At 67.6% G+C, this 22,404-nt stretch carries 26 protein-coding genes; 24 read left to right on the top strand and 2 right to left on the bottom strand.

The window, feature by feature from the left end; all coding sequences use genetic code 11:
- Nucleotides 1-771, bottom strand: coding sequence for a DUF1217 domain-containing protein (locus KHC23_RS22025; RefSeq protein WP_213375788.1), 771 nt, complete (start codon nt 769-771; stop codon nt 1-3).
- A gap of 165 nt (nt 772-936) precedes the next feature.
- Between KHC23_RS22025 and motA the strand changes: the two genes are divergently transcribed.
- The 24 genes from motA to KHC23_RS21905 all read left to right on the top strand — a co-directional run bounded on the left by motA (nt 937) and on the right by KHC23_RS21905 (nt 21,671).
- Complete coding sequence (gene motA / locus KHC23_RS22020; protein ID WP_213375787.1) at nt 937-1,821, top strand: flagellar motor stator protein MotA; 885 nt, start codon at nt 937-939, stop codon at nt 1,819-1,821.
- A 10-nt stretch (nt 1,822-1,831) separates the two neighbouring features.
- Nucleotides 1,832-2,770, top strand: coding sequence for a flagellar motor switch protein FliM (locus KHC23_RS22015; protein ID WP_213375786.1), 939 nt, complete (start codon nt 1,832-1,834; stop codon nt 2,768-2,770).
- The gene (locus KHC23_RS22010; protein ID WP_213375785.1) at nt 2,751-3,032 is read left to right on the top strand and encodes a hypothetical protein; all 282 of its coding nucleotides are present in this window, start codon (nt 2,751-2,753) and stop codon (nt 3,030-3,032) included. Before KHC23_RS22015 ends, KHC23_RS22010 begins: the two co-directional genes overlap by 20 nt.
- 29 nt (nt 3,033-3,061) lie before the next feature.
- A complete protein-coding gene (gene fliN / locus KHC23_RS22005) occupies nt 3,062-3,394 on the top strand; it encodes a flagellar motor switch protein FliN (RefSeq protein WP_213375783.1) in 333 nt (110 codons plus the stop codon).
- Between the two features lie 13 nt (nt 3,395-3,407).
- Nucleotides 3,408-4,430: a flagellar motor switch protein FliG gene (locus KHC23_RS22000; RefSeq protein WP_213375781.1), complete on the top strand. Its 1,023-nt coding sequence runs from the start codon at nt 3,408-3,410 to the stop codon at nt 4,428-4,430.
- 23 nt (nt 4,431-4,453) lie between these two features.
- Complete coding sequence (locus tag KHC23_RS21995) at nt 4,454-5,530, top strand: EscU/YscU/HrcU family type III secretion system export apparatus switch protein (RefSeq protein WP_213375779.1); 1,077 nt, start codon at nt 4,454-4,456, stop codon at nt 5,528-5,530.
- Entirely contained in the window at nt 5,517-5,975 is a 459-nt protein-coding gene (locus tag KHC23_RS21990; protein ID WP_213375777.1) for a hypothetical protein, read from the top strand. Before KHC23_RS21995 ends, KHC23_RS21990 begins: the two co-directional genes overlap by 14 nt.
- 85 nt (nt 5,976-6,060) lie before the next feature.
- A complete protein-coding gene (gene flgB / locus KHC23_RS21985; RefSeq protein WP_213375775.1) occupies nt 6,061-6,441 on the top strand; it encodes a flagellar basal body rod protein FlgB in 381 nt (126 codons plus the stop codon).
- Nucleotides 6,442-6,447: 6 nt separating this feature from the next.
- Complete coding sequence (gene flgC / locus KHC23_RS21980; RefSeq protein WP_213375905.1) at nt 6,448-6,867, top strand: flagellar basal body rod protein FlgC; 420 nt, start codon at nt 6,448-6,450, stop codon at nt 6,865-6,867.
- Entirely contained in the window at nt 6,867-7,178 is a 312-nt protein-coding gene (gene fliE, locus KHC23_RS21975; RefSeq protein ID WP_213375904.1) for a flagellar hook-basal body complex protein FliE, read from the top strand. Before flgC ends, fliE begins: the two co-directional genes overlap by 1 nt.
- A gap of 10 nt (nt 7,179-7,188) precedes the next feature.
- Nucleotides 7,189-7,977: a flagellar basal-body rod protein FlgG gene (gene flgG, locus KHC23_RS21970; RefSeq protein ID WP_213375773.1), complete on the top strand. Its 789-nt coding sequence runs from the start codon at nt 7,189-7,191 to the stop codon at nt 7,975-7,977.
- 14 nt (nt 7,978-7,991) lie between these two features.
- Nucleotides 7,992-8,561, top strand: coding sequence for a flagellar basal body P-ring formation chaperone FlgA (flgA, locus tag KHC23_RS21965; RefSeq protein ID WP_213375770.1), 570 nt, complete (start codon nt 7,992-7,994; stop codon nt 8,559-8,561).
- Nucleotides 8,561-9,685: a flagellar basal body P-ring protein FlgI gene (gene flgI, locus KHC23_RS21960; protein WP_213375768.1), complete on the top strand. Its 1,125-nt coding sequence runs from the start codon at nt 8,561-8,563 to the stop codon at nt 9,683-9,685. The genes flgA and flgI overlap by 1 nt, the downstream gene beginning before the upstream one ends.
- A gap of 34 nt (nt 9,686-9,719) precedes the next feature.
- Complete coding sequence (locus KHC23_RS21955; protein ID WP_213375767.1) at nt 9,720-10,460, top strand: MotE family protein; 741 nt, start codon at nt 9,720-9,722, stop codon at nt 10,458-10,460.
- A complete protein-coding gene (flgH, locus tag KHC23_RS21950; protein WP_213375764.1) occupies nt 10,457-11,176 on the top strand; it encodes a flagellar basal body L-ring protein FlgH in 720 nt (239 codons plus the stop codon). Before KHC23_RS21955 ends, flgH begins: the two co-directional genes overlap by 4 nt.
- A gap of 11 nt (nt 11,177-11,187) precedes the next feature.
- On the top strand, nt 11,188-11,718 hold the full coding sequence (locus KHC23_RS21945) for a flagellar basal body-associated FliL family protein (RefSeq protein ID WP_213375762.1): 531 nt from the start codon (nt 11,188-11,190) through the stop codon (nt 11,716-11,718).
- Complete coding sequence (fliP, locus tag KHC23_RS21940) at nt 11,715-12,476, top strand: flagellar type III secretion system pore protein FliP (protein ID WP_213375760.1); 762 nt, start codon at nt 11,715-11,717, stop codon at nt 12,474-12,476. The genes KHC23_RS21945 and fliP overlap by 4 nt, the downstream gene beginning before the upstream one ends.
- A gap of 296 nt (nt 12,477-12,772) precedes the next feature.
- Nucleotides 12,773-14,026, top strand: a complete 1,254-nt coding sequence (locus KHC23_RS21935) for a flagellin N-terminal helical domain-containing protein (protein WP_213375758.1) — start codon at nt 12,773-12,775, stop codon at nt 14,024-14,026.
- Between the two features lie 226 nt (nt 14,027-14,252).
- The gene (fliF, locus tag KHC23_RS21930) at nt 14,253-15,899 is read left to right on the top strand and encodes a flagellar basal-body MS-ring/collar protein FliF (protein ID WP_213375756.1); all 1,647 of its coding nucleotides are present in this window, start codon (nt 14,253-14,255) and stop codon (nt 15,897-15,899) included.
- A complete protein-coding gene (locus tag KHC23_RS21925; RefSeq protein ID WP_213375754.1) occupies nt 15,899-16,573 on the top strand; it encodes a hypothetical protein in 675 nt (224 codons plus the stop codon). The genes fliF and KHC23_RS21925 overlap by 1 nt, the downstream gene beginning before the upstream one ends.
- Nucleotides 16,574-16,578: 5 nt before the next feature.
- A complete protein-coding gene (locus KHC23_RS21920) occupies nt 16,579-17,829 on the top strand; it encodes a MotB family protein (RefSeq protein ID WP_213375752.1) in 1,251 nt (416 codons plus the stop codon).
- On the top strand, nt 17,826-19,571 hold the full coding sequence (locus tag KHC23_RS21915) for a hypothetical protein (protein ID WP_213375750.1): 1,746 nt from the start codon (nt 17,826-17,828) through the stop codon (nt 19,569-19,571). Before KHC23_RS21920 ends, KHC23_RS21915 begins: the two co-directional genes overlap by 4 nt.
- On the top strand, nt 19,568-21,145 hold the full coding sequence (fliK, locus tag KHC23_RS21910; protein WP_213375748.1) for a flagellar hook-length control protein FliK: 1,578 nt from the start codon (nt 19,568-19,570) through the stop codon (nt 21,143-21,145). Before KHC23_RS21915 ends, fliK begins: the two co-directional genes overlap by 4 nt.
- Nucleotides 21,099-21,671, top strand: a complete 573-nt coding sequence (locus KHC23_RS21905) for a transglycosylase SLT domain-containing protein (RefSeq protein WP_213375747.1) — start codon at nt 21,099-21,101, stop codon at nt 21,669-21,671. Before fliK ends, KHC23_RS21905 begins: the two co-directional genes overlap by 47 nt.
- 2 nt (nt 21,672-21,673) lie before the next feature.
- Here KHC23_RS21905 and KHC23_RS21900 read toward each other — a convergent pair whose 3' ends face one another.
- Nucleotides 21,674-22,366 carry a protein phosphatase CheZ gene (locus KHC23_RS21900; RefSeq protein ID WP_213375745.1) on the bottom strand — a complete coding sequence of 231 codons (693 nt, stop codon included), beginning with the start codon at nt 22,364-22,366 and terminating at the stop codon, nt 21,674-21,676.
- Between the last annotated feature and the right edge of the window lie 38 nt (nt 22,367-22,404).

The raw sequence follows: 22,404 nt of genomic DNA, 5'->3' as shown, positions 1-22,404 counted from the left end.
TCAGCCTCCGTATTTGAGCGAGAGCAGCGCCATGCCGACATCCGAGCCGACGCCCGGCGACTTGCCGAACAGCGCGAGCACCGGCGAGGACACCAGCCCCTGGTCCGCATCCCAGCGCGCAGTAAAGCGCTGGAGCAGCCGGTTAAGCTGCGCTGGCTCCTTCAGCGCGGCGACGTCGAGCCGCTGGGTGATGGCCTTGGCCTGCTTTTCGATATCCGCGGCCGCCATCGCGTCGGGGAAGCCGTAAATGGTCTTCACCACCCTCCACAGCGCCGGGTCCGCCAGGAGGCCATAGGCCGATTTCACATTCGGCGCCTCGCGCTGGAAATAGAGCGCGAGGCGCACGCCCTCATTCTGTGCGCCCTCGTCGATCTCCAGCATCTGGCGAACATATTTGTCGGCGACCTCCTGCCGGGCGGCCGGGCGCGTGGTGGTGAGGGCACCGTAATTGTCGAAGTCGAACGCCTTGGCGAAGGCGACGAAGCGCTCGTCGTTCAGCCGGTTGGCGAAGGCGGTCTTGTCGGTGATGCCCTCGGTCAGCACCTTGCGCATGTAGCCCTTGGCATGGGCCATGTCGCCGAGGCCGAAGGCGTTCATCGCGTAGGTGAAAACCCGCGTGTTCTTCAGGAAGGCGTCGACCGACTTGATACCCGGCACGGTGGCGAGGAAGTGCTTGGTCTCCAGCGCCACCGTCGGCTCCGCCGCCTTCAGCGACAGCGAGCGCGGCAGGTTGCGGGTCAGAAGCTGGAAGGTCGCGAAGGTCGTATCCATTGACGGTCCGGAGTTGAGCAATCCGGATGAGGCAATCCGGGCTGGGAATCGCCGGCAGCGTGAAGACCCAAGCTTGCGCCGGGCTTCCTCGGCCGCGCCTCCCGGGCCCCAGCCTCGCGCAACCTTGCGTGCCTAGACCGGCTCCGAACAATGGAGGGCCGTCAGTTGGGCGTCTTGATCGGAATCATCCTGGGGATGGCGTCCCTGGCGGGCGGCTTCATGGCCATGGGCGGCCATATCGAGGTGATCTGGCAACCCTTCGAATATGTCATCATCATTGGTATTGCGCTTGCCACCTTCATCATCGCCAACCCGATGTCGACCATCAAGGACACCGGCTCGGCCCTCATGCAGGCGTTCTCGGGCAAGGCACCCAAGCGCAAGGATTTCCTCTCCCTGCTCGGCCTGCTCTACGCGCTGATGCGCGAGTTGCGCACCCGGCCGCGCAACGAGGTCGAAGGCCATATCGACGACCCGCAGAACTCCACCCTGTTCCAGCACTTCCCCGACATTCTGAAGGACAAGGAACTCACCCAGTTCATCTGCGATTACGCGCGCCTGATCGTCATCGGCAATGCCCGTTCGCACGAGATCGAGGGTCTGATGGAACAGGAAATCTCCACGGTAAAGAAGCACAAGCTCAAGCCCGCCGGCGCCGTGGGAACGGTGGCCGAGGCGATGCCGGCGATTGGGATCTGCGCCGCCGTGCTCGGCATCGTCAAGGCCATGGGCGCCATCGACCAGTCGCCGGAAATCCTCGGCCACTACATCGGTTCAGCGCTGATCGGCACGCTGGTCGGCATCTACGGCTCCTACGCGATCCTTTCGCCGCTGGCGCACAAGATCAAGATCGTGCGCGAGAAGCAGTGCCAGCCCTTCATCATCGTGAAGCAGTCGCTGATCGCCTACATGAACGGCGCGCTGCCGCAGATCGCGCTGGAGCACGGCCGCAAGACCATCGCCACGGGTGAGCGTCCCACCATCGACGAAGTCGAGGCGGAGGCCATCGCCAACGTGCCGACGCTCTCGACGGTCCAGCAGGCGGCGTGAGCCCATGAACATGCACACGCCCCGCCCGACAGCCTCGCCCACCGACATTCGCGACCTGCTGCTTGATGCCGCCGGCCTGTCGCTCGACAAACTGCCGATGCTGCCGGTCATCTTCGACCGGACGGCGACCGCCTGCGCGGAAAGCTTGCGCCAACTGGCGGCCTCGCAGGCCTATTACTCGCTCAGCCATGTCGAGAGCGGACGCATCGGCGACATTCTCGACACCTATGAGGGAATGGCGATCGTCGGCGTGTTCCATTCGCCCGAATGGGACAGTCACGTCATCGTCGGCTTCGACCGCGACTTCGTCTTCACCATGATCGAGGTGCTGTTCGGAGCCGATGGTTCCGAACCGCCGATCGAGGATGAACGCTCCTTCTCCAACATCGAGGTACGCCTCGCTACCGCCCTGTTCGAGCATGTCGGGAAGGCGCTGCAGAACAGCTTCGCGCTGGTCAGCCAGGTCACGTTCAAATTCCAGCGGCAGGAAACCCGCATGGACTTTGCCGTGGTCGGCCGACGCAACAACCTCTGCATCTGCGCCAAGTTCCTGCTGCAGGCGCTCAACCGCGGCGGCGAGATGTTCGTGCTCATTCCGCAGGGCGCGCTCACCCCGATGCGCCAGCAGCTCGCCAGCACCGCGGCGGGTGAATCCTCGCCCTGCGACCCGGTCTGGACCAGGCACATACGCGGCGAGGTGCAGCGGGCGGAGGTGCGGCTGCGCGCCATCCTGGAGGAGCGCGAGATCACCATCAGCGAAGCCGCGCTGTTCGAGGTCGGCCAGATACTGCCGCTGCAGGCGACCTCACGCAGCCAGGTGAAGCTGGAGAGCGCCGAGGAGCCGCTGTTCCGATGCAGCCTCGGGCAAGCCGACGGGTCGTATGTTCTGCGTATCGAAGAGGCGATCGACCTCGATCAGGAGTTCCTAGATGACCTTCTCCCCCGCTGAGGCCCTGCTGTTCGTCGCCCTCGTGGTGACGAGCGGCTGCGTCGTGATGATGTACCGCAAGCTCAAACAGTTCTCCCATGTCGGCCTCACCTACCGGCTCGCCCTTCACGACAGCGCCGCGGCGCTGGCCGAGGCGCGCGATGCTGTGGCGCTGCTCAATGACGACAGCCGCGCCCTGCTGGCCGACCTCAGCGTGAAGATCCATCAGGCCGAAGATCTCGTCGGCCGGCTCGAGCGGGCCGGCGTGCCGCGCAGCCGATGACACGACCTGACACGCCCGGAGCTCCGGCCATGACCTTAGAGACCTTTTCCCCGCCGCCGATCGCGGCGGCGACCACTCCCGATGAGAGCTTCCGCGGCCGCGGCATGGACACGCTGTTGCGCGTACCGGTAACGCTGCAGGTGGTACTCGGCTCCGCCAGCCTGCCGGTCGCCCAGCTCATGAAGCTCGGGCGCGGCGCCATCGTGCCGCTCGACCGCCGGGTCGGCGAGCCGGTCGACATCGTCGTCAATGGCCGCATCATCGCCCGCGGCGAAGTGGTCGTCGTCGACGAGGACAATTCACGCTTCGGGGTGTCGCTGACCGAGATCGTCGGTGCCACGGGCCCGGAGCCGGCACGCTAGGCCGGATCGCAGCATGAACGGCGTCGCCACCCGAACCAGCCGCCCACTGCAGGGCTCCGATCGCGTCGCCGCCCTGCTCATGGCCATGGGCCGGCCGGTGGCGGCGCGGCTGATGAAGCATTTCGAGCCGGAGGAGATCAAGGCAATCACCCGCACCATCGCGGAGATGCGCCCGGTCTCCACCGGTCAGGTCGAACTCGCCATTGAGGAATTCGCCACCCAGTTCGTAGCCGGTGCCCATATCGGAGGCTCGCCCGGCGACGTCGAGCGCCTGCTCGACGGCGTGCTTCCGCCCGAGCAGATCGCCGCGCTGATGACCGACGTGCTCGGTGCGGCCAATCACTCGATCTGGGATCGTATTTCCGGCGTGGCCGAAGCCACGATCGCGGCTTACATCCTCAAGGAGCACCCGCAGATCGGCGCGCTTTTGCTTTCCAAGGTCAAGCCGAGCTGCGCCGCCAAAGTTCTTGGGCACCTTCCCGAGGAGATGCGCAACGGCGTGATGCGCCGCATGCTGGTGTTCAAGCCCATCGTCGACGAGACGATGCACATCATCGAGCACACCATCCACGAAGAATTCATGGTCAATCTGGCCCGCAATTCGGGCGCCGACACCCATGCCCGCATCGCCGACATCATCAACAAGATGGAGCGCGACGACATGGAGAACGTGCTCGCCAGCCTGGCCGCCACGCGCCCGAAATCGGCTGAGATCCTCAAGGGGCTGCTCTTCACCTTCGACGACATCATCAGTCTGCCGCCGCGCGCGCGCACCGCGCTGTTCGACCAGGTGCCGAACGACCGCACGGTGATGGCGCTGAAGGGTACCAGTCCCGACTTCCGCGAGGTGATCCTGCAGTCGCTCGGCTCCCGCGTGCGCCGCATGGTCGAGCAGGAATTGGGGAGCAGCGAGCCTGCCTCCCACCGCGACGTGCACGAGGCCCGCCGGGCGATCACCGATCTGGCACTGGAAATGGCCGGCCGGGGGGAGATCGAGCTCAATTCCGGCAATGAGGAAGAAGCCTATGTGCGCTAGGTTCGCCCAGGCCGGGGGCCGCCATGTCGGAGGATAACGACAAGGACAGCAAAACCGAGGAGGCCAGCGAAAAGAAGATCTCGGACGCGCTGGAAAAGGGCAATGTCCCGTTTTCCCGCGAGGCGACGCTGTTTGCCTCGCTGGTTGGCATTCTTGTCAGCCTGTCGCTTTTCGCCGGGCCGCAGGCGAGCCTTCTGTCCGGTGGGCTGTCCCGCTTTCTCGACGATCCCGGTGGCGTGCGGCTGTTCTCCGGCGAGGATGCGGTGGCGCTGTTCTGGACGGCGTTCACGCTTGCCGCCCGCTTCCTGCTGCCCATCGTCGTGGTGCTGGCTGCCGGCGGCCTCGTCGCCTCGTTGATGCAGAACCAGCCCCGGATGGTGGGCGAGCGCATCCGTCCGCAATGGTCGCGCGTGTCGCCGGCCGCTGGCTGGAAGCGGATCTTCGGCAAGCGGGGCCATGTCGAGTTCGGCAAGTCGGTGTTCAAATTCGCCGCCATCTCGCTGATCTGCGTGCTGCTGCTGATGTCGGCGAAGGACAGCATCATCGGCGCCATGTCGAGCGAGCCGAACCAGATTCCCTCCCTGCTGCTCGGGCTGGCGGTGCGGCTGGTGTCCGCCATCTGCGTGGCCACCATCGCCCTTGTCTGCATCGACCTGGTCTGGTCGCGGCTCAGCTGGCGCTCCGAGCTGCGCATGACCAAGCAGGAGGTGAAGGAGGAGTTCAAGCAGGCCGAGGGCGACCCGATCGTCAAGGCGCGGCTGCGCTCGCTGGCCAAGGAACGGGCGCGCCACCGCATGATGAATGCCGTGCCCCGCGCCTCCCTGGTCATCGCCAACCCGACGCACTATGCCATCGCGCTGTATTATGACCGCGTGAAGGGCGGCGCCCCGCTGGTGCTGGCCAAGGGCGCCGACCTGATCGCCCTCAAGATCCGCGCCATCGCGGAAAGCCACGGCGTGCCGGTGATCGAGGATCGGGCCCTGGCGCGGGCGATGTACGACGCGATCGAGGTCGACCAGTGGATTCCGCAGGGATTCTATCGGCCGGTGGCCAAGATTCTCTATTTTCTCTATGCGCGAGGCCCAGATGCCGGAAAATAACGGCTGCCACCGCCTCGACAAGGAAAGCCTGTCGCCGCTGGAGTTGCTGCGCTACGAGCATCTGCTGGCGGAAACCTTGCGCGGCTTCCTCACCGAACTGTGCCTCACCAATGCCGGCGTCGTCATCGCCTATATAAACGCGCGGCAGGACAGCAATATCGACGACCTCGTCGCCTCATCGGCCGAGCTCTTCATCAAGCCGGGACAGCTTCACTATGCCCGCAAGGCGGTGATCGACAGCGACTGGGGGCTGCCCCCGCATGTGTCGATCGCCATGCGCTTGCGGCATGCCGAACTGACGGTGGCGTTTCATGTCATTTTCGACGATCACACCGTCGGCGTCCATATCGACAGCATAGAGTTCGTCCGTGCTCTCGGCGGCGGAGCCGAGAATCTGGCCCGTTTCGAGACGGCGCTCGCCACCGCCCGGATCAGCACGCACTGACGCCGGTCGACACGCTCGGAGCTGTTCCAGCCTCGTGCAAGGTTACCGCTCTAGGGTCTTCGCAAGGGAACGCGGAGACCAACCGTTGGAAAAGATCTTCCTGTTCGATCTCACCTCCCGCCATGCCGCATGGGCATCGGTCCGGCAGGCGACGATCGCGGCGAACGTCGCCAATGCCAACACGCCCGGTTATCGCGCCGCGGATGTCGAACCGTTTGCTGCGGTGCTCGACCAGACAAAGCTGGCGTCCGTGCGCACCTCGCCCGGCCACCTGCCCGTCGGCGACACGCAGGCCGCCCGCACCCGGGTGAGCGATGCCGAGAGCTGGGATGTCACCGAATCCGGCAACTCGGTGAGCCTCGACCAGCAGATGCTGAAGGCGGCCGAGGTCAGCAGCGCCTTCAGTCTGAACACCGGCATCGTGCGGGCCTTTCACCGCATGGTGCTGGCAAGCGTAAGGAGCTAATTGATGATCGACGCGCTGCGGTCCATCACGTCCATCTCCGGTTCCGGCATGCAGGCGCAGTCGCTGCGCATGCGGGTGGCCTCGGAGAACATCGCCAATGCCCGCTCCACGGGCAACAGTCCCGGCGCCGACCCCTTCCGGCGCAAAACGATCGAGTTCTCGGCCCAGACCGACCGCACCACCGACATGACCCGCGTCGCCGTGCGCTCGCTCGGCGTCGACCGCACGACGCCCTTCGTCATAGAGCACGACCCCGGCAATCCGGCGGCCGATGCCAGTGGCGACGTCAAGCTGCCCAACGTGAACATGCTCGTCGAGATGGCGGACCTGCGCGAGGCCGGCCGTTCCTATTCGGCCAATCTCCAGATGATGAAACAGGCACGCTCGATGATTTCCATGACCATTGATCTTTTGAGGGCTGGATGATGCTGGACGCGCTCACTTCCGTCTCGCTCCGCGGCACCGCCGCAACGGCCGGCCCCTCGGCCGCCGGCACGGCCTCGACGCGCGCCGTGGCCGAAGGCGACTTCAGCAACATTCTGGCGGACATTTCCGGGCAGGCGATCAGCTCGCTGAAGGGGGCGGAAACGACGGCCATCAGCGGCATCCAGGGCAAGGCCTCGGTGCAGCAGGTGGTGCAGACCATCATGGCGGCGGAAGAGACGCTGCAGACCGCGCTGGCGGTGCGCGACAAGGTCGTCGCCGCCTATCAGGAAATATCGCGTCTGGCGATTTGAGGGCATCGAGATGAGAGCACTGGCCATCGCCGCCACCGGCATGAGCGCGCAGCAGACCAATGTCGAGGTCATCGCGAACAATATCGCCAACATCAACACCACCGGCTTCAAGCGTGCCCGCGCCGAATTCGCCGACCTGCTCTACCAGGCCGAGCGGGCGCAGGGCGTGCCCAATGTCGAGGGCGGCCTGCCGATCCCGGACGGCGCCCTCATCGGGCTGGGCGTGCGCACCGTAGGGGTGCGCAATCTGCACATTCAGGGGCCGCTGGCCCAGACCGGCAACCCGCTCGATCTCGCCGTCAACGGTCGCGGCTGGTTCGCCATCACCGGCCCGACCGGCGAGGAGCTGTTCACCCGCGCCGGCTCCTTCAACAAGGGGCCGAATGGCGAGCTGGTCACCAATGACGGCTATGTGGTCCAGCCGGCCATCAGCTTTCCGGACGACACGGTCGAGATCGTCGTCAACGAGACCGGCAGCGTCTACGCCAAGGTCGCCTCGCAGACGGCGCCGCAGTTGCTCGGGCAGCTCAGCCTCGCCAATTTCGCCAATGATGGCGGGCTGGAGCCGATCGGCAACAATCTGTACCGCGAGACCGACGCCTCCGGGCAGCCCGTCACCGGCGTCGCCGGTGGCCCGGGCTTCGGCCGGATCCACCAGGGCTACCTCGAAAGCTCGAACGTCGACCCGATCAAGGAGATCACCCAGTTGATCTCCTCCCAGCGCGCCTACGAGATGAACTCCAAGGTGATCCAGGCGGCCGACGAGATGGCCGCGACGGTCTCCAAGGGCATCCGCTAGCAAGGACCACCGCCATGTTTCGGCTCATCACCGGGGCGCTCGCCGTCCTCGCGCTGTCGTGCGCCCTCGCGCAGGCGCAGTCGCGCGCCGCGCTCGCCGAGCGAACCATCGCGGACACCGTTGCCGCGGCGGAACAGGCCGCCGAGCCGGCGGCCGAGCCGGCACCGGCCCCGGTCGCCCCCGCCCCGCCGGCGGCGATTTCCCTGCCGGTCGCTGCCGTCACCATCGCACCCGGCGAGGCCATCTCCGCCGCCATGCTGGAGGAGCGCAGCTTCCCGACGGCGATGGCGAGCCAGCACCGGGTCGCGGTGAGCCCAAGCCAACTGGTCGGCAAGATCGCCCGCCGCACGCTGCTCGCCGGCAATGTCATTCCGGTGGCGGCGGTGCGCGAGGCGCAGCCGGTGACCCGCGGCATCGCCACCGAGATCCGCTTCGAGAAGGGTGGGCTGAGCATCACCGCCATCGGCGTGCCGCTGGAATCCGCCGCGGCCGGCGCGATGGTGCGGCTGAAGAACGCCGACAGCGGTAAGTTCGTCTCCGGCGTCGCGCAGGCGGACGGCTCGGTCCGGATCAGCGTGCCGTGATGCGCCGGATCCTCCCCGCCCTGCTTTTCCTGCTGGCCGCCGCCAGCGCGAACGCCGCCACCCGGATCAAGGACATTTCCTCCATCCAGGGGGTGCGCGAGAACCAGTTGCTCGGCTACGGCCTCGTCATCGGCCTGCAGGGCACCGGCGACACGTTCCGCAACTCGCCCTTCACCGAGCAGGCGATGCAGTCGATGCTCGATCGCATGGGCATCAGCACGCGCGGCGTGCCGCTGCGGGCGCGCAACGTCGCCGCCGTCGCGGTGACCGCCAACCTGCCGCCCTTCGCCGGCGTCGGCGTGCGCATCGACGTCAACGTCGCCTCGATGGGAGATGCCACCTCGTTGAAGGGCGGCACGCTGCTCATCACCCCGCTCAACGGCCCGGACGGCCTGACCTACGCGGTCGCGCAGGGCCAGCTCGCCGTCACCGGCTATGTCGCCTCCGGCGAGGCGGACAGCATCACCGAGGGCGTGCCGACCGCCGCCCGCGTCCCCAATGGCGCGCTGGTCGAGAAGGCCGCCCCCGGCCAGCTCTCCGAACTGCCCAGCATCGTGGTCGAGCTCGCCAACCCCGATTTCGCCACCGCGGCGCGGGTCGCCGACGCGATCAACGCCCGCTTCGGCAAGAACACTCTCGACTACGGCAAGATCGGCGGCCCCAACCGCCCGGTGGCGATGGCCCGGGACCTGCGCAGCGTCTCGGTGCTGCGTCCGCCCAATATCAGCCCGGCGCGCTTCCTGGCGATCCTCGGCGACCTGCCGGTTGAGACCGACACCCCTGCGCGGGTGGTCATCGACCAGCGTTCCGGCACTGTGGTGATCGGGCGCAACGTCAAGATCTCCACCGTCGCGGTGACCCAGGGCGCGCTCACCGTGCGCGTCACCGAGACGCCGGAAGTCTCCCAGCCAGCCCCGTTCTCGGACGGCGAAACCGTGGTCGTGCCGCGCACCGATGTGCAGGTGCAGCAGGAGGGCGGTTACCTCGCCGTGGTGCGGGGCCCCGATCTGGAGACCCTCGTGCAAGGTCTGAACCGTATGGGGATGAGGCCGACGGACATCATCTCCGTGCTTCAGGCGATCAAGACCGCGGGCGCGCTGCAGGCCGAACTGATCATCCAGTGACGCCCGCGGCCGGACTGGCCGAGGAGCCTATGCAATGAGCGCATTACTCGTCTTCACCCATCTCCTGGCCTTCCTGGTCGGTGGCTTCTGCGGCGTGCTCGTGCTCGCCCTCGGCCGTGTCGTACACGATGACGACCCGGAGGAAGGGGGGCGCCGCGGCCCGCCACCCGACCAACTGCCCGACCTGCGGCCGCCGCTGCGCCGCAGCCGAGGCCGAGGCCAACGCACCCTCGATATGATCGCGATTGTGGCCGCCGCGCTCGCTGCCGCCACACTCGGCGCTCCCCTTCTGCACGCCGAGACCGCAGCGTCGGTCGACGCCGCCGCGCCGATGACCGCGACCCGGCCGGCCCCTCCCGCACCGGGCGGCGACAATGCCGACCAGTATTGCGAGGGCATCCTGGACGCCGCCCGCGATGCGCGCTTCGCCCGTCAGAAGGCCGCGCTCGACGCCATGGAAAAGCAGATCGAGGACCGCATCGCCAAACTGGAAGCCAAGCGCGCGGAATATGAGAGCTGGCTCGCCCGGCGCGAGGAGTTCCTTCACAAGGCGGACGACGCGGTGATCGCCGTATTCTCGCAAATGCGCCCCGACGCCGCCTCCGCGCAGCTCACCATCATGGGCGATGACCCGGCCGCGGCGATTCTCGCCAAGCTCAACGCCCGCGTCGCCAGCGCGATCCTCAACGAAATGGATCCCGCCCGCGCCGCCCGGCTGACCAGCGTCATGGTCGGCATCGGCAAGCGTCCACAGTCCGGCGGAAAGTCGTCATGAAACGTCTCCTCATCCTCGCAGCCGTCGGTGCGCTTGCCCTGGCCGGCTGCCAGAAGACCTATGACAACCTCGCCACCGGCCCCTCGCTGACGCCGGTGGGCTACGGCATCTCGGAGCCGACCGACCCGATCCCGATGGCGTTTCCGCCCCCGCCCGCGCGCAGCTTCGCCTCCGCCTGGGACCAGAACTCGCAGAGCATCTACCGCACCATCCGCGCCGCCAAGGTGGGCGACGTGCTCACCGTGAACATCGCGCTGGACGACAAGGCGCAGTTCGACAACCAGATCGACCGTTCGCGCAATTCTGCCCAGCAGGCCGGGCTCGACATCGCCGCCGGAGCGGAAGGCTATGGCTGGAGCGGCGCCTTCGGCTCGGCAACCGGCAGCCTCGACATGAATTCGGACACCAAGATGAAGGGCAAGGGCACCATCGACCGCTCGGAGAAGCTCCAGCTTTCGGTCGCCGCCGTCGTCACCGGGGTGCTGCCGAACGGCAACCTGATGATCCGTGGTTCGCAGGAAATCCTGGTGAACTACGAAGTGCGGGTGCTCACCATCGCCGGCATGGTCAACCCGCTCGACCTCTCCGGCCGCAACCAGATCTCTTACGACAAGATCGCCGAGGCACGCGTCTCCTATGGTGGGCGCGGGCGGCTGACGGATGTCCAGCAACCCGCCTGGGGCCAGCGCATCTACGATGTCGTGGCGCCCTTCTGAGGAACCCTTTCATGGCGCAGACTCCCAAGACAACCAAGGCGGTTGCAGGCAAGGCCGCGCCCGGCAATGGCGAGGGCGGCAAATCCCCCGGCCTGGTGATTCCGCTCGCCGTGCTGACGCTGCTGGCGGCGGCACTGGGCGGGGGCGTCGGCATCCAGCTGGCCTCGACGGTCGAGAAATCCGTTACCGAGAAGGCCAAGGAAAAGCCGCCGGAGCCGGAGGCCCCGCCGCTGCGCTATGCCGACAGGGACACGCTGCTCGAAGCGCTGAAGCCGATCGTCACCAATCTCGCGGCGCCGTCGCAGACGCTGGTCCGCCTTGAGGTCTCTATCATCTACAAGAACGGCGCGCTGACCAACCCGCAGCTCGCGGCCGCCCAGATCCGCGAGGATGTGATGGGCTATCTGCGCACGCTGTCGCTCAGCCAGATCGAGGGGCCGAGCGGCCTCCTTCACCTGCGCGAGGATCTGAACGAGCGCGCCCGGCTGCGCACCGAGGGGCAGGTGGACGAAGTCGTCATCCAGACGCTGGTGGTGCAATGACACGACGCCTTACACGCATCGCCGCCGCGGCTGCCGGCGGCCTCATCGCCGGCACCCTCCCCGCTCTGGCCGAGCCGGCGGGCTCCCTGACCGATCTTCTCCAGCAGTCCGGCGGTGCGGCGGCCAGCGGGCGCATCGTGCAGATGGTCGCGCTGCTCACCGTGCTGTCGGTGGCGCCGGGCCTACTGATCATGGTCACCAGCTTCACCCGCTTCGTGATCGCGCTGTCCTTCCTGCGCTCCGGGCTGGGGTTGCAGTCCACGCCGGCCAATCTGGTGCTGATCTCGCTCTCGCTGTTCATGACGTTCTACGTGATGGGCCCGACCTTCGATCGCGCCTGGCAGGACGGCATCAAGCCGCTGACCGAGAACCAGATCAGCGAGGAAGAGGCGCTGACGCGCATTTCTGCGCCGTTCCGCGACTTCATGCTCTCACAGGTGCGGCCCAAGGATCTGCAGACCTTCGCCGACCTCGCCGCCACCAATGGATGGCCGGTACCCTCGGAGCCGGAAAAGGTCGAGCTGCGCATCCTCATCCCGGCCTTCATGATCTCGGAGCTGCGGCGCGGCTTCGAGATCGGCTTCCTCATCGTGCTGCCGTTCCTGATCATCGACATGATCGTCGCCACGCTGGTGATGTCGATGGGCATGATGATGATGCCGCCGGCGGTGATCTCGCTGCCGTTCAAGATACTGTTCTTCATCCTCATCGACGGTTGGAACCTGCTGGTCGGTGGGCTGATCCGCTCGTTCTTCTAGATGACGAATTAATACTTGCTGGCAGAGGTTACTTTGATTTTCCGACGGGGCGGCGCGCGAAGGCGGGCGGCCCCGTTCCGCTTTCAAGCAGCCGCCACGCCACGTGCAAGCCCCGCGCAAGATTGATCGGCCAAGGTTACTCCATGGCAGATTGACTGACGCTCCCGATCGGGACTGTCAGCCGGATCGCAAGGCAAATCGCCACCGATCCTCAAAGGCATGACGCCGCCTCTGCCATGCCGGTTTCAGTCCGGTATGTCCCGTGAAATCACACGCCACACTCAAGGGACATTGCTATGACCAGCCTGATGACCAACACCTCCAGCATGGTTGCCCTGCAGACCCTGCGGATGATCAACTCCAACCTCGACCAGACCAACAACCACGTCTCCACCGGCCTCCGCGTCAATTCGGCGTCCGACAACGCGGCTTATTGGTCGATCGCCACCACGACGCGCTCGGACAACGGCGCGCTCGGCGTGGTGAAGGACGCGCTCGGCCTTGCCAAGTCGTCCGTCGACACCGTGAATACCGGCCTCGACACCGTGCGCAATGCGCTCCAGAAGGTGAAGGAGAAGCTGATCACGGCCGCGTCCCCGGACACGGACCGCAGCAAGCTCCAGACCGAAATCACCAGCCTGCTCGACGAGTTGAAGAACGCGGCGGCGAGCACGGTGATCTCCGGCAGCAACTGGCTGTCGGTGGACTCGAGCGAAGCGAACTACAATGCGACCAAGTCGGTCGTCGCCTCGTTCTCGCGTACTGGCGACTCGGTGAAGGTCGATACGATCGACATCGACACCAGCAAGTTCAAGCTGTTCGATGGCAACACCACCAAGCACAGTTCGGTTGCCGCGGCGGTGACCACGTCCTCGGCCACCTACGCGACCGCCAAGACGACGGCGGATACCGCGTATGACACCGCCAAGACCACCGCCGACACCGCCTACGACACCGCTGTGACCGCGGCCGACACCACCTTCGCGGGCGGTGCCATGGACGCGGCGGCCATCGCCACCCGTGACGCCGCCTATGCGACGGCCCAGAACGGACGCGACTCGGCCTACTCCACTGCCGACACGGCCAAGAAGACGGCCCTCGACGGTGCGGTGCTGGCACTGAAGAACTCGCTCGGCGCCTCGGGCACGAACGATCTCGGTATTCTCGACAAGTCGCGCGTCGCCGCCACCGCTTCCGGTACGGCGACCGTGAGCTCGATCTCCGATATCGACGTCTCCGGCCTGTCGTCGAGCGAGGCGGACCTCGAAAAGATCGCGAACTACACCTCGATCGTCGATGCCGCGCTCACCGACCTGACCAACGCGTCCACCACCCTCGGTTCGGCCTCCAGCCGCATCGAATCGCAGACCAACTTCGTCCAGGCGTTGCAGGACGCCAATGACCGCGCGATCGGCGCGCTCGTCGACGCGAACATGGAGGAGGAGTCGACCAAGCTGAAGGCGCTGCAGACCCAGCAGCAGCTCGCCGTTCAGTCGCTCGGCATCGCCAATTCCAGCTCGCAGAGCGTGCTCAGCCTGTTCCGCGGCTGATGGAGGAAGCTTCTATCCGTTACCGCGTCAAGGCGCGGTAACGGCCCCTTTCGTGAAGTCCCCACCGAAACTGGCCGCGCCCTTCCCCGGGGCGCGGCCCTTTCTTTTGGTGCCTCCCGGATCGCGCAACCTCCGCACAAGCTGGTCGGACCAAGGTGGCTTCGACCGGCGGCACGCCGCACGCGGCCACACCCGATGACGACACCTCGCAGGGAGCCTCCGCCTGATGTTCGGCCGCCAGCAGCTCGACATGCTCCTCGGCAATCTGCGCCAGCTCGGCGCGCGCCGCCTCTTGGCACTGGGCCTCATCGGCCTGACCGTCCTCGCCGCCATCGGCCTCGGCGCCTATTATCTCAGCCGACCGGCGACCGAGACGCTCTATGCCAATCTCAACCGCGAAGACGTGACCCGCATCGGCGGTGCGCTCAAGGACGCCGGCATCGTCTTCGACGTCAACTCCGACGGCACGGCCGTGCTGGTGGCGCCGGGCGACACCGCGCGCGCGCGCATGCTGCTAGCCGAAAAGGGCCTGCCGCAGAGCGCGAGCTCCGGCTACGAGCTGTTCAACGACATGAATTCGCTCGGCCTGACCTCCTTCATGCAGGAGATAACCAAGGTCCGGGCGCTGGAAGGCGAACTCGCCCGCACCATCCAGACCATGAAGGGCATCAAGGCCGCCCGCGTCCACCTGGTGCTGCCGGACCGCGGCTCGTTCCGCCGCCAGGAGCAGCAGGCCTCCGCCTCGGTCGTCATCCGGACCGAGACCGCGCAGGACTCCTCCGGCGCCGAGGCGATCCGCCATCTCGTCGCTGCGGCGCTGCCGGGCATGAAGATCGACGCCGTCACCGTGCTCAACACCGAAGGCGCCCTGCTCGCCTCCGGCGACGATCCCGCCAACGCCGCCTCCGGAAAGAAGATGATCCTGCAGGATCAGCTCAACCGCGAGACCGAGCAGAAGATCCGCCGCGCACTGACGCCCTATCTGGGCGTCGAGAACTTCCAGATCAGCGTCACCTCGCGCCTCGACACCAACCGGGTGACGACCAACGAGACCAATTTCGATCCCGCCTCCAAGATCGAGCGCTCGGTGCGCGTGGTCAAGGAAACCGGCACCTCGCAGAACCGGACCAAGCAGGCTTCGGCCTCGGTGCAGCAGAATGTGCCCGCCCAGCAGGCCGACGGCACCGACAACGGCACCAACTCCAACGAGGAGAGCAGCCGCCGCGAGGAACTCACCAATTTCGAGATTTCCTCGCGCAGCACGGAGACCATCCGTGAGGGTTTCACGGTCGAGAACCTGTCCATCGCCATCCTCGTCAACCGCTCCCGGCTGGCACCGGCGGAAAAGCCCGCCGACGCCGTTCCGCTGGAGACGCAGATCTACGAGATCGAGCAGTTGGCAGGCGCCGCCGCCGGCTACGACAAGGCGCGCGGCGACAAGCTCAAGGTCTCGGCCGTCGACTTCGCGGCGGGCAATGGCGAATTGGAGCCGATCGCGCCGCTCGGCTGGTCGGATGTGATGATGCGCCAGTCCGGCACGCTGGTGAACGCCGCCACCATCCTGATCGTCGCCGCGCTGCTCATCTGGTTCGGCCTGCGGCCGGCGGTACGGGCCATCGTGGCGCGACCGGAAGACGCGGAGATCATCGAGACCGCCATGCTCGCCAATCCGGGCGGCCCGCTCGCCGCCGGCGAGCTGCCGCCTCCCGATGGCGCGTCGCGCGCACCGGATGAGCCGATTAGCCTGATCGAGGACCTGACCAGCAAGATGAACCGTTCGCCGCAGAAGCGGCTGGAGCAGATCGTCGAGTTCGACGAGGAACAGGCCGCCGCCATTCTGCGGCAGTGGCTGCAGCAGGAAGCGCGCGTGTGATGCGGGCGTTCATCGATCATCTGCCGGACTTCTCGGGTGCCCTTCCTCTGCCGCCGGACGTACCCGAAGCCCAGGCTCAGCTGACGCGGGAGCCGAAGCCGGCGCGCAGCACCGCGCCCGCCCCTGTGGTGCCGGCACTCTCCACCCCGACGCCCGACCCTGCCGCGCTCATCGCCGCCGCGGCCGCGCAAGCGCGCGAGCAGGGTCGCGCCGAGGGCGAGGCGGCCGCACGGACCGAGGCCGAGCACCAGCGTGCCATTGACGGCGAGGAGGCCGACCGGCGCCTGGCCGACGCCCGGCTCGACTGGGCCGTGCAGGAAGGCGAGCGGCTCGCCATCGCCATCGGCAAGGGGCTGAGCCAGATCGAGAACGACCTCGCCGCCAGTCTCGCCCGCGCCGTTACACCTCTGCTGGCGAAGGCCGTGCGCGAGCGCGCGCTCGCCGAGATGGCCGCCACGATCAGCCGCGCGATAGCCGGCGGCGAGGCGCCACTGATGCGCGTCTGCGGCCCGCCGGACCTCATCGAGGCGCTGCGCGAGCGCATCGAGCCATGCAGCGCCATCGCCTTCGAAGCGTCGTCGGAGGCCGAGGTGACGGTGATCTCCGCCTCGGCGACGACCTTCCAGACGCAGATCCGCTCGTGGATCGAGCGCCTGAACGCGGCCACGGAGTAGCGCTCATGGCGGCACCCGAATCTCATGAACTGATCATCATCAAGCGGATGGAGGACGAGGAGCACGAGCATCATTCGAGCGCCTGGAAGGTCGCGCATGCCGACTTCATGACGGCGATGATGGCGTTCTTCCTGATCATGTGGCTGATCAACGCCACCGACGCGGAGGTCCGGACCGGTATCGCCGCCTATTTCAATCCGATGGACCTCGCCCAGAGCGTCAGCGAGCGCCGGGGACTCGAAGATCCGAAAGATGTAAAGGACGCCGGCACTTCGGAAGAGGGCGAGGAGATGACCTCGCTGCAGAAGGCCTCCGGCGAAAAGCCGGGGCCCGGCGACGACATGCAGCAGGGGCCACGGGAGAAGGCTCTGTTCCAGGACCCCTACGCGGTGCTGGCCGAGATCGTTGCCGACCTGCCGCCCGACGCGCCAACCTCCGCCGATACCGCGATCGGCGCCAATGGCGTGCCCGGTTCGGGCAGCGGCGACGCGCACCGCGATCCGTTCGACCCGGTCTACTGGCAGATGACCTCGAACCGCAAGGCGCTGGCGCCGACGCCCGCGACGCGGGGAATCACCGCCCGCCAGGGGCAGCGTCCCGATGCCGGTGCCGCCCGCCTCGACGCGCCGGCGCCCCCCGATACAACAGTGACGCCGGCCACCGCAGGGCCCGCTGACACCGGGCCGGCCGCGGCCAACCCCGACGCGAAGGCCGATGCGGCACCCGACACCGCCGCCATGCTCGCCCCTCCGTCCAGCGAGAACAACGGCAAGGGTGACGCCACCACGACCGACACCGCCCGCCAGCTCGAACGGGAGCTCCGGGCGGAGGTCGCCAGCGTCATGGGAACGGCTCCGGGACCCCGGATCGAGGTGCGCCGGACCGCCGAAGGCACGGTCATCAGTCTCACCGACGACATCGACTTCGCCATGTTCCCGATCGGCTCGGCGGTCCCGGACGCTCGGCTCGTGCAGGCAATGGGCCGGATCGCGGGGACGCTGCAGGCCCGGCCGGGCGACGTGATCATTCGCGGCCATACCGATGCGCGACCGTTCCGGTCGCCGAGCTACGACAATTGGCAACTCTCCGCCGCGCGGGCGAACATCACCCATTACATGCTGGTTCGCGGTGGCCTTGACGATCTGCGTGTCCGCAAGATCGAAGGTTACGCCGACCGCGCCCTCAAGAATTCCGTCGACCCGAACGCGCCGGAGAACCGCCGCATCGAGATCGTGCTCAGGGAGACGCCGGAATGAGGCGCTTTCCCAGCAGGCACCTGGTCGCCGGTGCGGCCGCTGTTTCGACGCTGCTCCTGGGGCCTGCGCCACTCCAGGCCCAGCAGGACCCCTGGGGTGACGTCCGGGCACTGGAGGCCACTTCAATCCCGGCTCTCACACCGGCGGGCGGTCCGCCGAATCCGAGGGCCGCGCCGAGCCGAGCGGCCCCAGCGCCGAGACAACGGACCGGGGCGGTGCCGATGCCCCTGCCGCGGCCGACCAACCTGCCGTCCATTGCCGTGCCCAGCCAGACCGACACGGCAGCTTCGGGTTTGCCGGTGACGCCGGAGCCTGCACCCGCCGCTGATGGCGAGGAAGCGGCCGTGCCGACGGTAGCGGCACCGACCGCGCCGGGCCAAATCGCGGAAAAGCAAGCGTCGGTGGCCCAGGTGGCGGCGCCCGTCGGGATGCCCGCTGCCCCGGGCGCGCTCGTGGACGTCCCTGCCGAGGCGCCCCGTGTCTCCGGCCATGGCGGCACGTTCCTGCGGCTCCGCCCGGAAAGCGATATCTGGGACCTCCTCGACGCGCCGCTGAACACCCTGTTCCCCCCTGCCTTCGCCAACGAACCCGAGTCGAAGGCGGACGCCGGCAAGGGTGTCGAGCCCGCCGTCCCCGCCCCTCCGCTCTACCGCGAGGTGCGCGAGCTGCAGCGGCTGCAGGACCGGATGGCCAGCGGCACGGCCGATGCGGTGACGGTGCAGAACGCGCTGATCGCCAAGATCGACCGGAGCTTCCGGGCGGCGGATGGCGAGGCATGGCGTGATGGCCTCAATGCGAGGGCGCTCGTGGTTTTCGCCCTCAGCGGCGGGGGGCCGGGCGCCATGCGTGCCGTACTCGCCAAGGGGGTGCCGCCGAACATCGATGAGCGACTGGTGCGCGGCAGCCTCGCCTATCTCGAAGGCCGCGAGGCCGAGGCGCTGAAGGACCTCGGCGAGATCGACGTCCGCACCCTGCCGGCCAGCCTCGCCGGCCAGGTCGCGCTGGCGCAGGCCGCGCTCTGGGTGCGCCGGGACCCCGCCCGTTCCGCCGAGCTGCTCGGCCGGGCCCGCCTTGTCGCGCCGGGGGCGCTGATCGAGGAAGCCGCGCTGCGCCGGGCGATTTTCCTCGCCGCCCAGGCCAACGACATCGCCACGTTCGAACGCCTCAGCGCGAGCTACCTCGCCCGTTTCCGCCACTCCGTCTATGCCGGCAATTTCCGCCAGCGCTTCGCCGCCGCACTGACCCGGATGACGTTCATGGACAATGCCGAGGAATTTCACCGCCTCGACGATCTCCTCGCCCCGCTGGAGCCGGAAAGCCGCCGCGAAATCGCGCTGATGGTGGCGCAGGCGTCGATCACCCTGGGCAAGACCGCCGCCGCCGCCATGGCCGCCGAGCGCGTGTTAGCGACGGCACCGATCGGCAGCCTGGATGCCGACCGGGCCCGGCTCTACCGCGCTGCGGCCCAGGCCGCCTCGGCGCAGGATTGCGAGGCGGCCGACGCCGAGCTTGCGACCATCGCGCCCGACCGGCTCTCGACGGAAGACCGGCGCCTGCTCGGTTCGGCGCGCGCAGTCGCTCGCGCGATCTCCGGCGCGGCCGACGTTGAGGTGATCGCCGGGCGCGCCACCGAGCCGCAGGCGCCCGACGCCGCGGGGGATGACACTGCGCCGGCCATCCTCGCCAAGGCGCAGGCGGCGCTCAGTGGTGTCGACCAGTTGTTCGGGGAGAAGCCCTTATGATTCCCGTCATCCTTCGCTTTCCCCAGCCGTCCGGCGCCGCTGAGGGCGAACAGCCGCGCCCCGACCGCGCGGCCAGCTCCGGAGAGTTCGGCGACCTGCTGGCGGAACTCGATGCCCTCACCGGCCGCCACGGGCAGGCGCCGGCAGACCACCCCTCTCCACGAGGTGCCGAGGAAGATATTCCCCGCGAGCCCAAAGTGGCGAAGGAGGCGGCCACCGACCGGACGGGCGACGACGCATCGGCTGAGCCGCCGGCCGACGGCCGTCCCGCCGTGCTCGAGCGCGCGCGCGCGCTCCTGCATCTGAAGGACCGCACAGACATCGCCTTGGCGAAAGAACTCCCCGCACAAGAGCGGCCCGGCTCCGCCGCCGACGACGCCGCAGTGCTGACGCCCAGCGTGCCGGCCATGATCGCGCCAGCGCCAATGGCCGATGCCGTGCTGCCGCCTCAGGAGGACCCGAAGCGTCGCGGCATGCCGGAGGGGGCCGATCCTGTCATCACCCGGAGCGTTCCCGAAGCGTCTGCGTCGCTCCCGCGCGCCCGGATCGTGCTGCGCGAGACCCATTTCGCCCCGGTCCTCCCGCAGGAAGGCGCGCCGCTCCGGGCAACAGCCGGAAATCCCCCTGAGAGGCGGTTGGCCGACACGCCGTCGGCGGACACGCGGCCGACCGACACCGTTATGGCGGCCACGGTGACGGAGGACACGGTGCGCCGGGGTTCCGCCGACCAGGTTTCGGTCGACCAGGTTTCCGCCAAGGCCGCGCAGCCGGGCATCGTTGCTCCAAAGCCGCCATCATCGGATGCCCGCCCCGCCCTGACGATCCCCGGCAATGTTCCGCCAGCCGAAACGCCGGCCCGAGCCGCGCCGGCTGCCACCGGTAGGCATGGCACACACGATGCGGGGAGCCGTCCAGCGCCCGCCGAGCAGGAGGCGCGCAGCGACACGGTCGCGACACGCCATATCCTGGCGCCGGCCGCTGGCGAGGCGGGAGAAAAGACCGCCCACGTTCCGCCACCTCCCTCACCCGAAGCGGCGGCACTCCCGCCCGCGCCGACAACGAGTGTCTCGCCCCCGGCCGCCGGCATGGGGTCGCCGCCCTCCAGCTCGCCGGCGATGCAGGTGGCCACGGTGATAGCCGAAGCCGTGCGCATCGGCTCGGCCGCCCCAAACGGGCCTGAGACCGCCGCCGCACGTGGCCCCGTGCGCGTGCTGGAAATTCAGCTTCATCCGCTGGAGCTGGGCCTCGTCACGGTCCGCCTGCGCACCGGGCGCAACGGGCTGGAAATACAGGTGAACGCCGCCCGCGCCGAAACAGCACGGCTGCTTGAGCAGGACCGGGCGCTGCTGCTCGCCAGCCTGGCCGGGCCGGATGACATGCCGCCGGAACTGTCCATCGGTCGGCACGGCATGCCGGCCGGCCTGACGGGCTACGACGCCCCTGGCAATCTCAACGCCGACCCCACCGCACCGGAAAAGCCGGAGGCGGAAGGCTCGGATTCCGACACGCGCCGCAGGAGGCAACCGAATGAGCATCCGTCGGATTTCGCTGCTGACGGCGACCCTGCTGAGTAGCACCGTCGCGGCGATCGCACCGGCGCAGACCGGGCAGCTCGGAGCCTGCGAGGCGGCGATGGAGCGCGCCGCAGCGCGCCACGACGTGCCGCTCGCCATCCTCTACGCCGTCGGCCTCACCGAAACCGGAGGCAACGGCACGCTGCAGCCCCTGGCGATGAATGGCGGTGGCGAGAGCTATGTCGCGAACAGCCTGGCCGACGGCGAACGCAAGCTCGCCGACTTCGTGCGACGCGGCATCAAGCTGGTCGACCTTGGCTGCATGCAGATCAATTATCGCTGGCACGGCGACCAGTTCGATTCGGTCGCCCAGATGTTCGAGCCGGAGCGGAACGTCGACTACGCCGCTCGCTTCCTGGCAACGCTCAAGCGCCAGCATGGCAACTGGACTATGGCGGCGGCCCGCTACAATGCCGGGCCGAACAATGATCCGGCTCAGAAGAAATATGTCTGCGCCGTCATCCGCAATCTGGTGCGGTCCGGCTTTGGCAGCTGGACCGACCAGTCGCGCGCCTTCTGCGGCTGATCTCAGGCGAACAGTGAGTCGATGTCGTCCTGAGAGACGACGTCTTCATCCTGGGCGAGCGCCGGACCATTCAGCAGCGCCTCGTCGCCGCTGCGCTCGGTGGCGATATCGCCGGCGATCCGGGTAACCTCTTCCTGGCCACCCCAGATCGATGACATGCGCTGGACCCGCTCCTCGATGAAGACCATCAGGTCAACCACCTTGCGGATACGCTGCCCGGAAATGTCCTGGAAATTGCAGGCTTCAAAGATGCGGGTGGCATAGCTGTGAACCGCCTGCGCGGCGGCCTTCTGGCTTCCCTCCAGCTCCGCGATGAGGGAGACGGCGGCGCCGTCGATGTTCTCGGCCATCTGGAGAATGTCCTCCGTCGCCGCCTCGGTGTCGGCCACTACCGCGTGAAGCTCGTCCGTCGCGCGGTCGAAACGCGCGCCACGGCCGCCGCCAGCCTTCAACTGCGCGAGTTCGGTCTTGGTGTTGTCAATCGCCTGACGGATCGATTCCACGTCCATCCGCATCGAATGCATGGAGCACGCGGAACGCGGCTCCAGGCTATCGAAGCGTGCGATGACGCCACGCAGTTCCTGCAACTCTTCGAGAACGCGGTTGATCTGGGCCGATACCATGCCCGGCGCCGAAACCGATGACGGCTCCGCCACGTGAACATCACTGGCCTCTATACGAAAGGGGCGGCGCATGGATACACTCCAGTTATCATAAGTATTGGATCGACATC

Source organism: Ancylobacter dichloromethanicus (assembly GCF_018390645.1).
Classification (GTDB): Bacteria; Pseudomonadota; Alphaproteobacteria; order Rhizobiales; family Xanthobacteraceae; genus Ancylobacter; species Ancylobacter dichloromethanicus.
The sequence above is the reverse complement of the archived record's forward strand: the minus strand, read 5'-3'. Positions and strand labels throughout refer to the sequence as shown.

Bases quoted from the DNA above. Each gene is read 5' to 3' on its own strand.
- KHC23_RS22025 (WP_213375788.1), bottom strand. From the start codon at position 771: ATGGATACGACCTTCGCGACCTTCCAGCTTCTGACCCGCAACCTGCCG.
- KHC23_RS22015 (WP_213375786.1), top strand. From the start codon at position 1,832: ATGCACACGCCCCGCCCGACAGCCTCGCCCACCGACATTCGCGACCTG.
- KHC23_RS22010 (WP_213375785.1), top strand. From the start codon at position 2,751: ATGACCTTCTCCCCCGCTGAGGCCCTGCTGTTCGTCGCCCTCGTGGTG.
- fliN (WP_213375783.1), top strand. From the start codon at position 3,062: ATGACCTTAGAGACCTTTTCCCCGCCGCCGATCGCGGCGGCGACCACT.
- KHC23_RS22000 (WP_213375781.1), top strand. From the start codon at position 3,408: ATGAACGGCGTCGCCACCCGAACCAGCCGCCCACTGCAGGGCTCCGAT.
- KHC23_RS21995 (WP_213375779.1), top strand. From the start codon at position 4,454: ATGTCGGAGGATAACGACAAGGACAGCAAAACCGAGGAGGCCAGCGAA.
- KHC23_RS21990 (WP_213375777.1), top strand. From the start codon at position 5,517: ATGCCGGAAAATAACGGCTGCCACCGCCTCGACAAGGAAAGCCTGTCG.
- fliE (WP_213375904.1), top strand. From the start codon at position 6,867: ATGCTGGACGCGCTCACTTCCGTCTCGCTCCGCGGCACCGCCGCAACG.
- flgG (WP_213375773.1), top strand. From the start codon at position 7,189: ATGAGAGCACTGGCCATCGCCGCCACCGGCATGAGCGCGCAGCAGACC.
- flgA (WP_213375770.1), top strand. From the start codon at position 7,992: ATGTTTCGGCTCATCACCGGGGCGCTCGCCGTCCTCGCGCTGTCGTGC.
- flgI (WP_213375768.1), top strand. From the start codon at position 8,561: ATGCGCCGGATCCTCCCCGCCCTGCTTTTCCTGCTGGCCGCCGCCAGC.
- KHC23_RS21955 (WP_213375767.1), top strand. From the start codon at position 9,720: ATGAGCGCATTACTCGTCTTCACCCATCTCCTGGCCTTCCTGGTCGGT.
- flgH (WP_213375764.1), top strand. From the start codon at position 10,457: ATGAAACGTCTCCTCATCCTCGCAGCCGTCGGTGCGCTTGCCCTGGCC.
- KHC23_RS21945 (WP_213375762.1), top strand. From the start codon at position 11,188: ATGGCGCAGACTCCCAAGACAACCAAGGCGGTTGCAGGCAAGGCCGCG.
- fliP (WP_213375760.1), top strand. From the start codon at position 11,715: ATGACACGACGCCTTACACGCATCGCCGCCGCGGCTGCCGGCGGCCTC.
- KHC23_RS21935 (WP_213375758.1), top strand. From the start codon at position 12,773: ATGACCAGCCTGATGACCAACACCTCCAGCATGGTTGCCCTGCAGACC.
- fliF (WP_213375756.1), top strand. From the start codon at position 14,253: ATGTTCGGCCGCCAGCAGCTCGACATGCTCCTCGGCAATCTGCGCCAG.
- KHC23_RS21925 (WP_213375754.1), top strand. From the start codon at position 15,899: ATGCGGGCGTTCATCGATCATCTGCCGGACTTCTCGGGTGCCCTTCCT.
- KHC23_RS21920 (WP_213375752.1), top strand. From the start codon at position 16,579: ATGGCGGCACCCGAATCTCATGAACTGATCATCATCAAGCGGATGGAG.
- KHC23_RS21915 (WP_213375750.1), top strand. From the start codon at position 17,826: ATGAGGCGCTTTCCCAGCAGGCACCTGGTCGCCGGTGCGGCCGCTGTT.
- fliK (WP_213375748.1), top strand. From the start codon at position 19,568: ATGATTCCCGTCATCCTTCGCTTTCCCCAGCCGTCCGGCGCCGCTGAG.
- KHC23_RS21905 (WP_213375747.1), top strand. From the start codon at position 21,099: ATGAGCATCCGTCGGATTTCGCTGCTGACGGCGACCCTGCTGAGTAGC.
- KHC23_RS21900 (WP_213375745.1), bottom strand. From the start codon at position 22,366: ATGCGCCGCCCCTTTCGTATAGAGGCCAGTGATGTTCACGTGGCGGAG.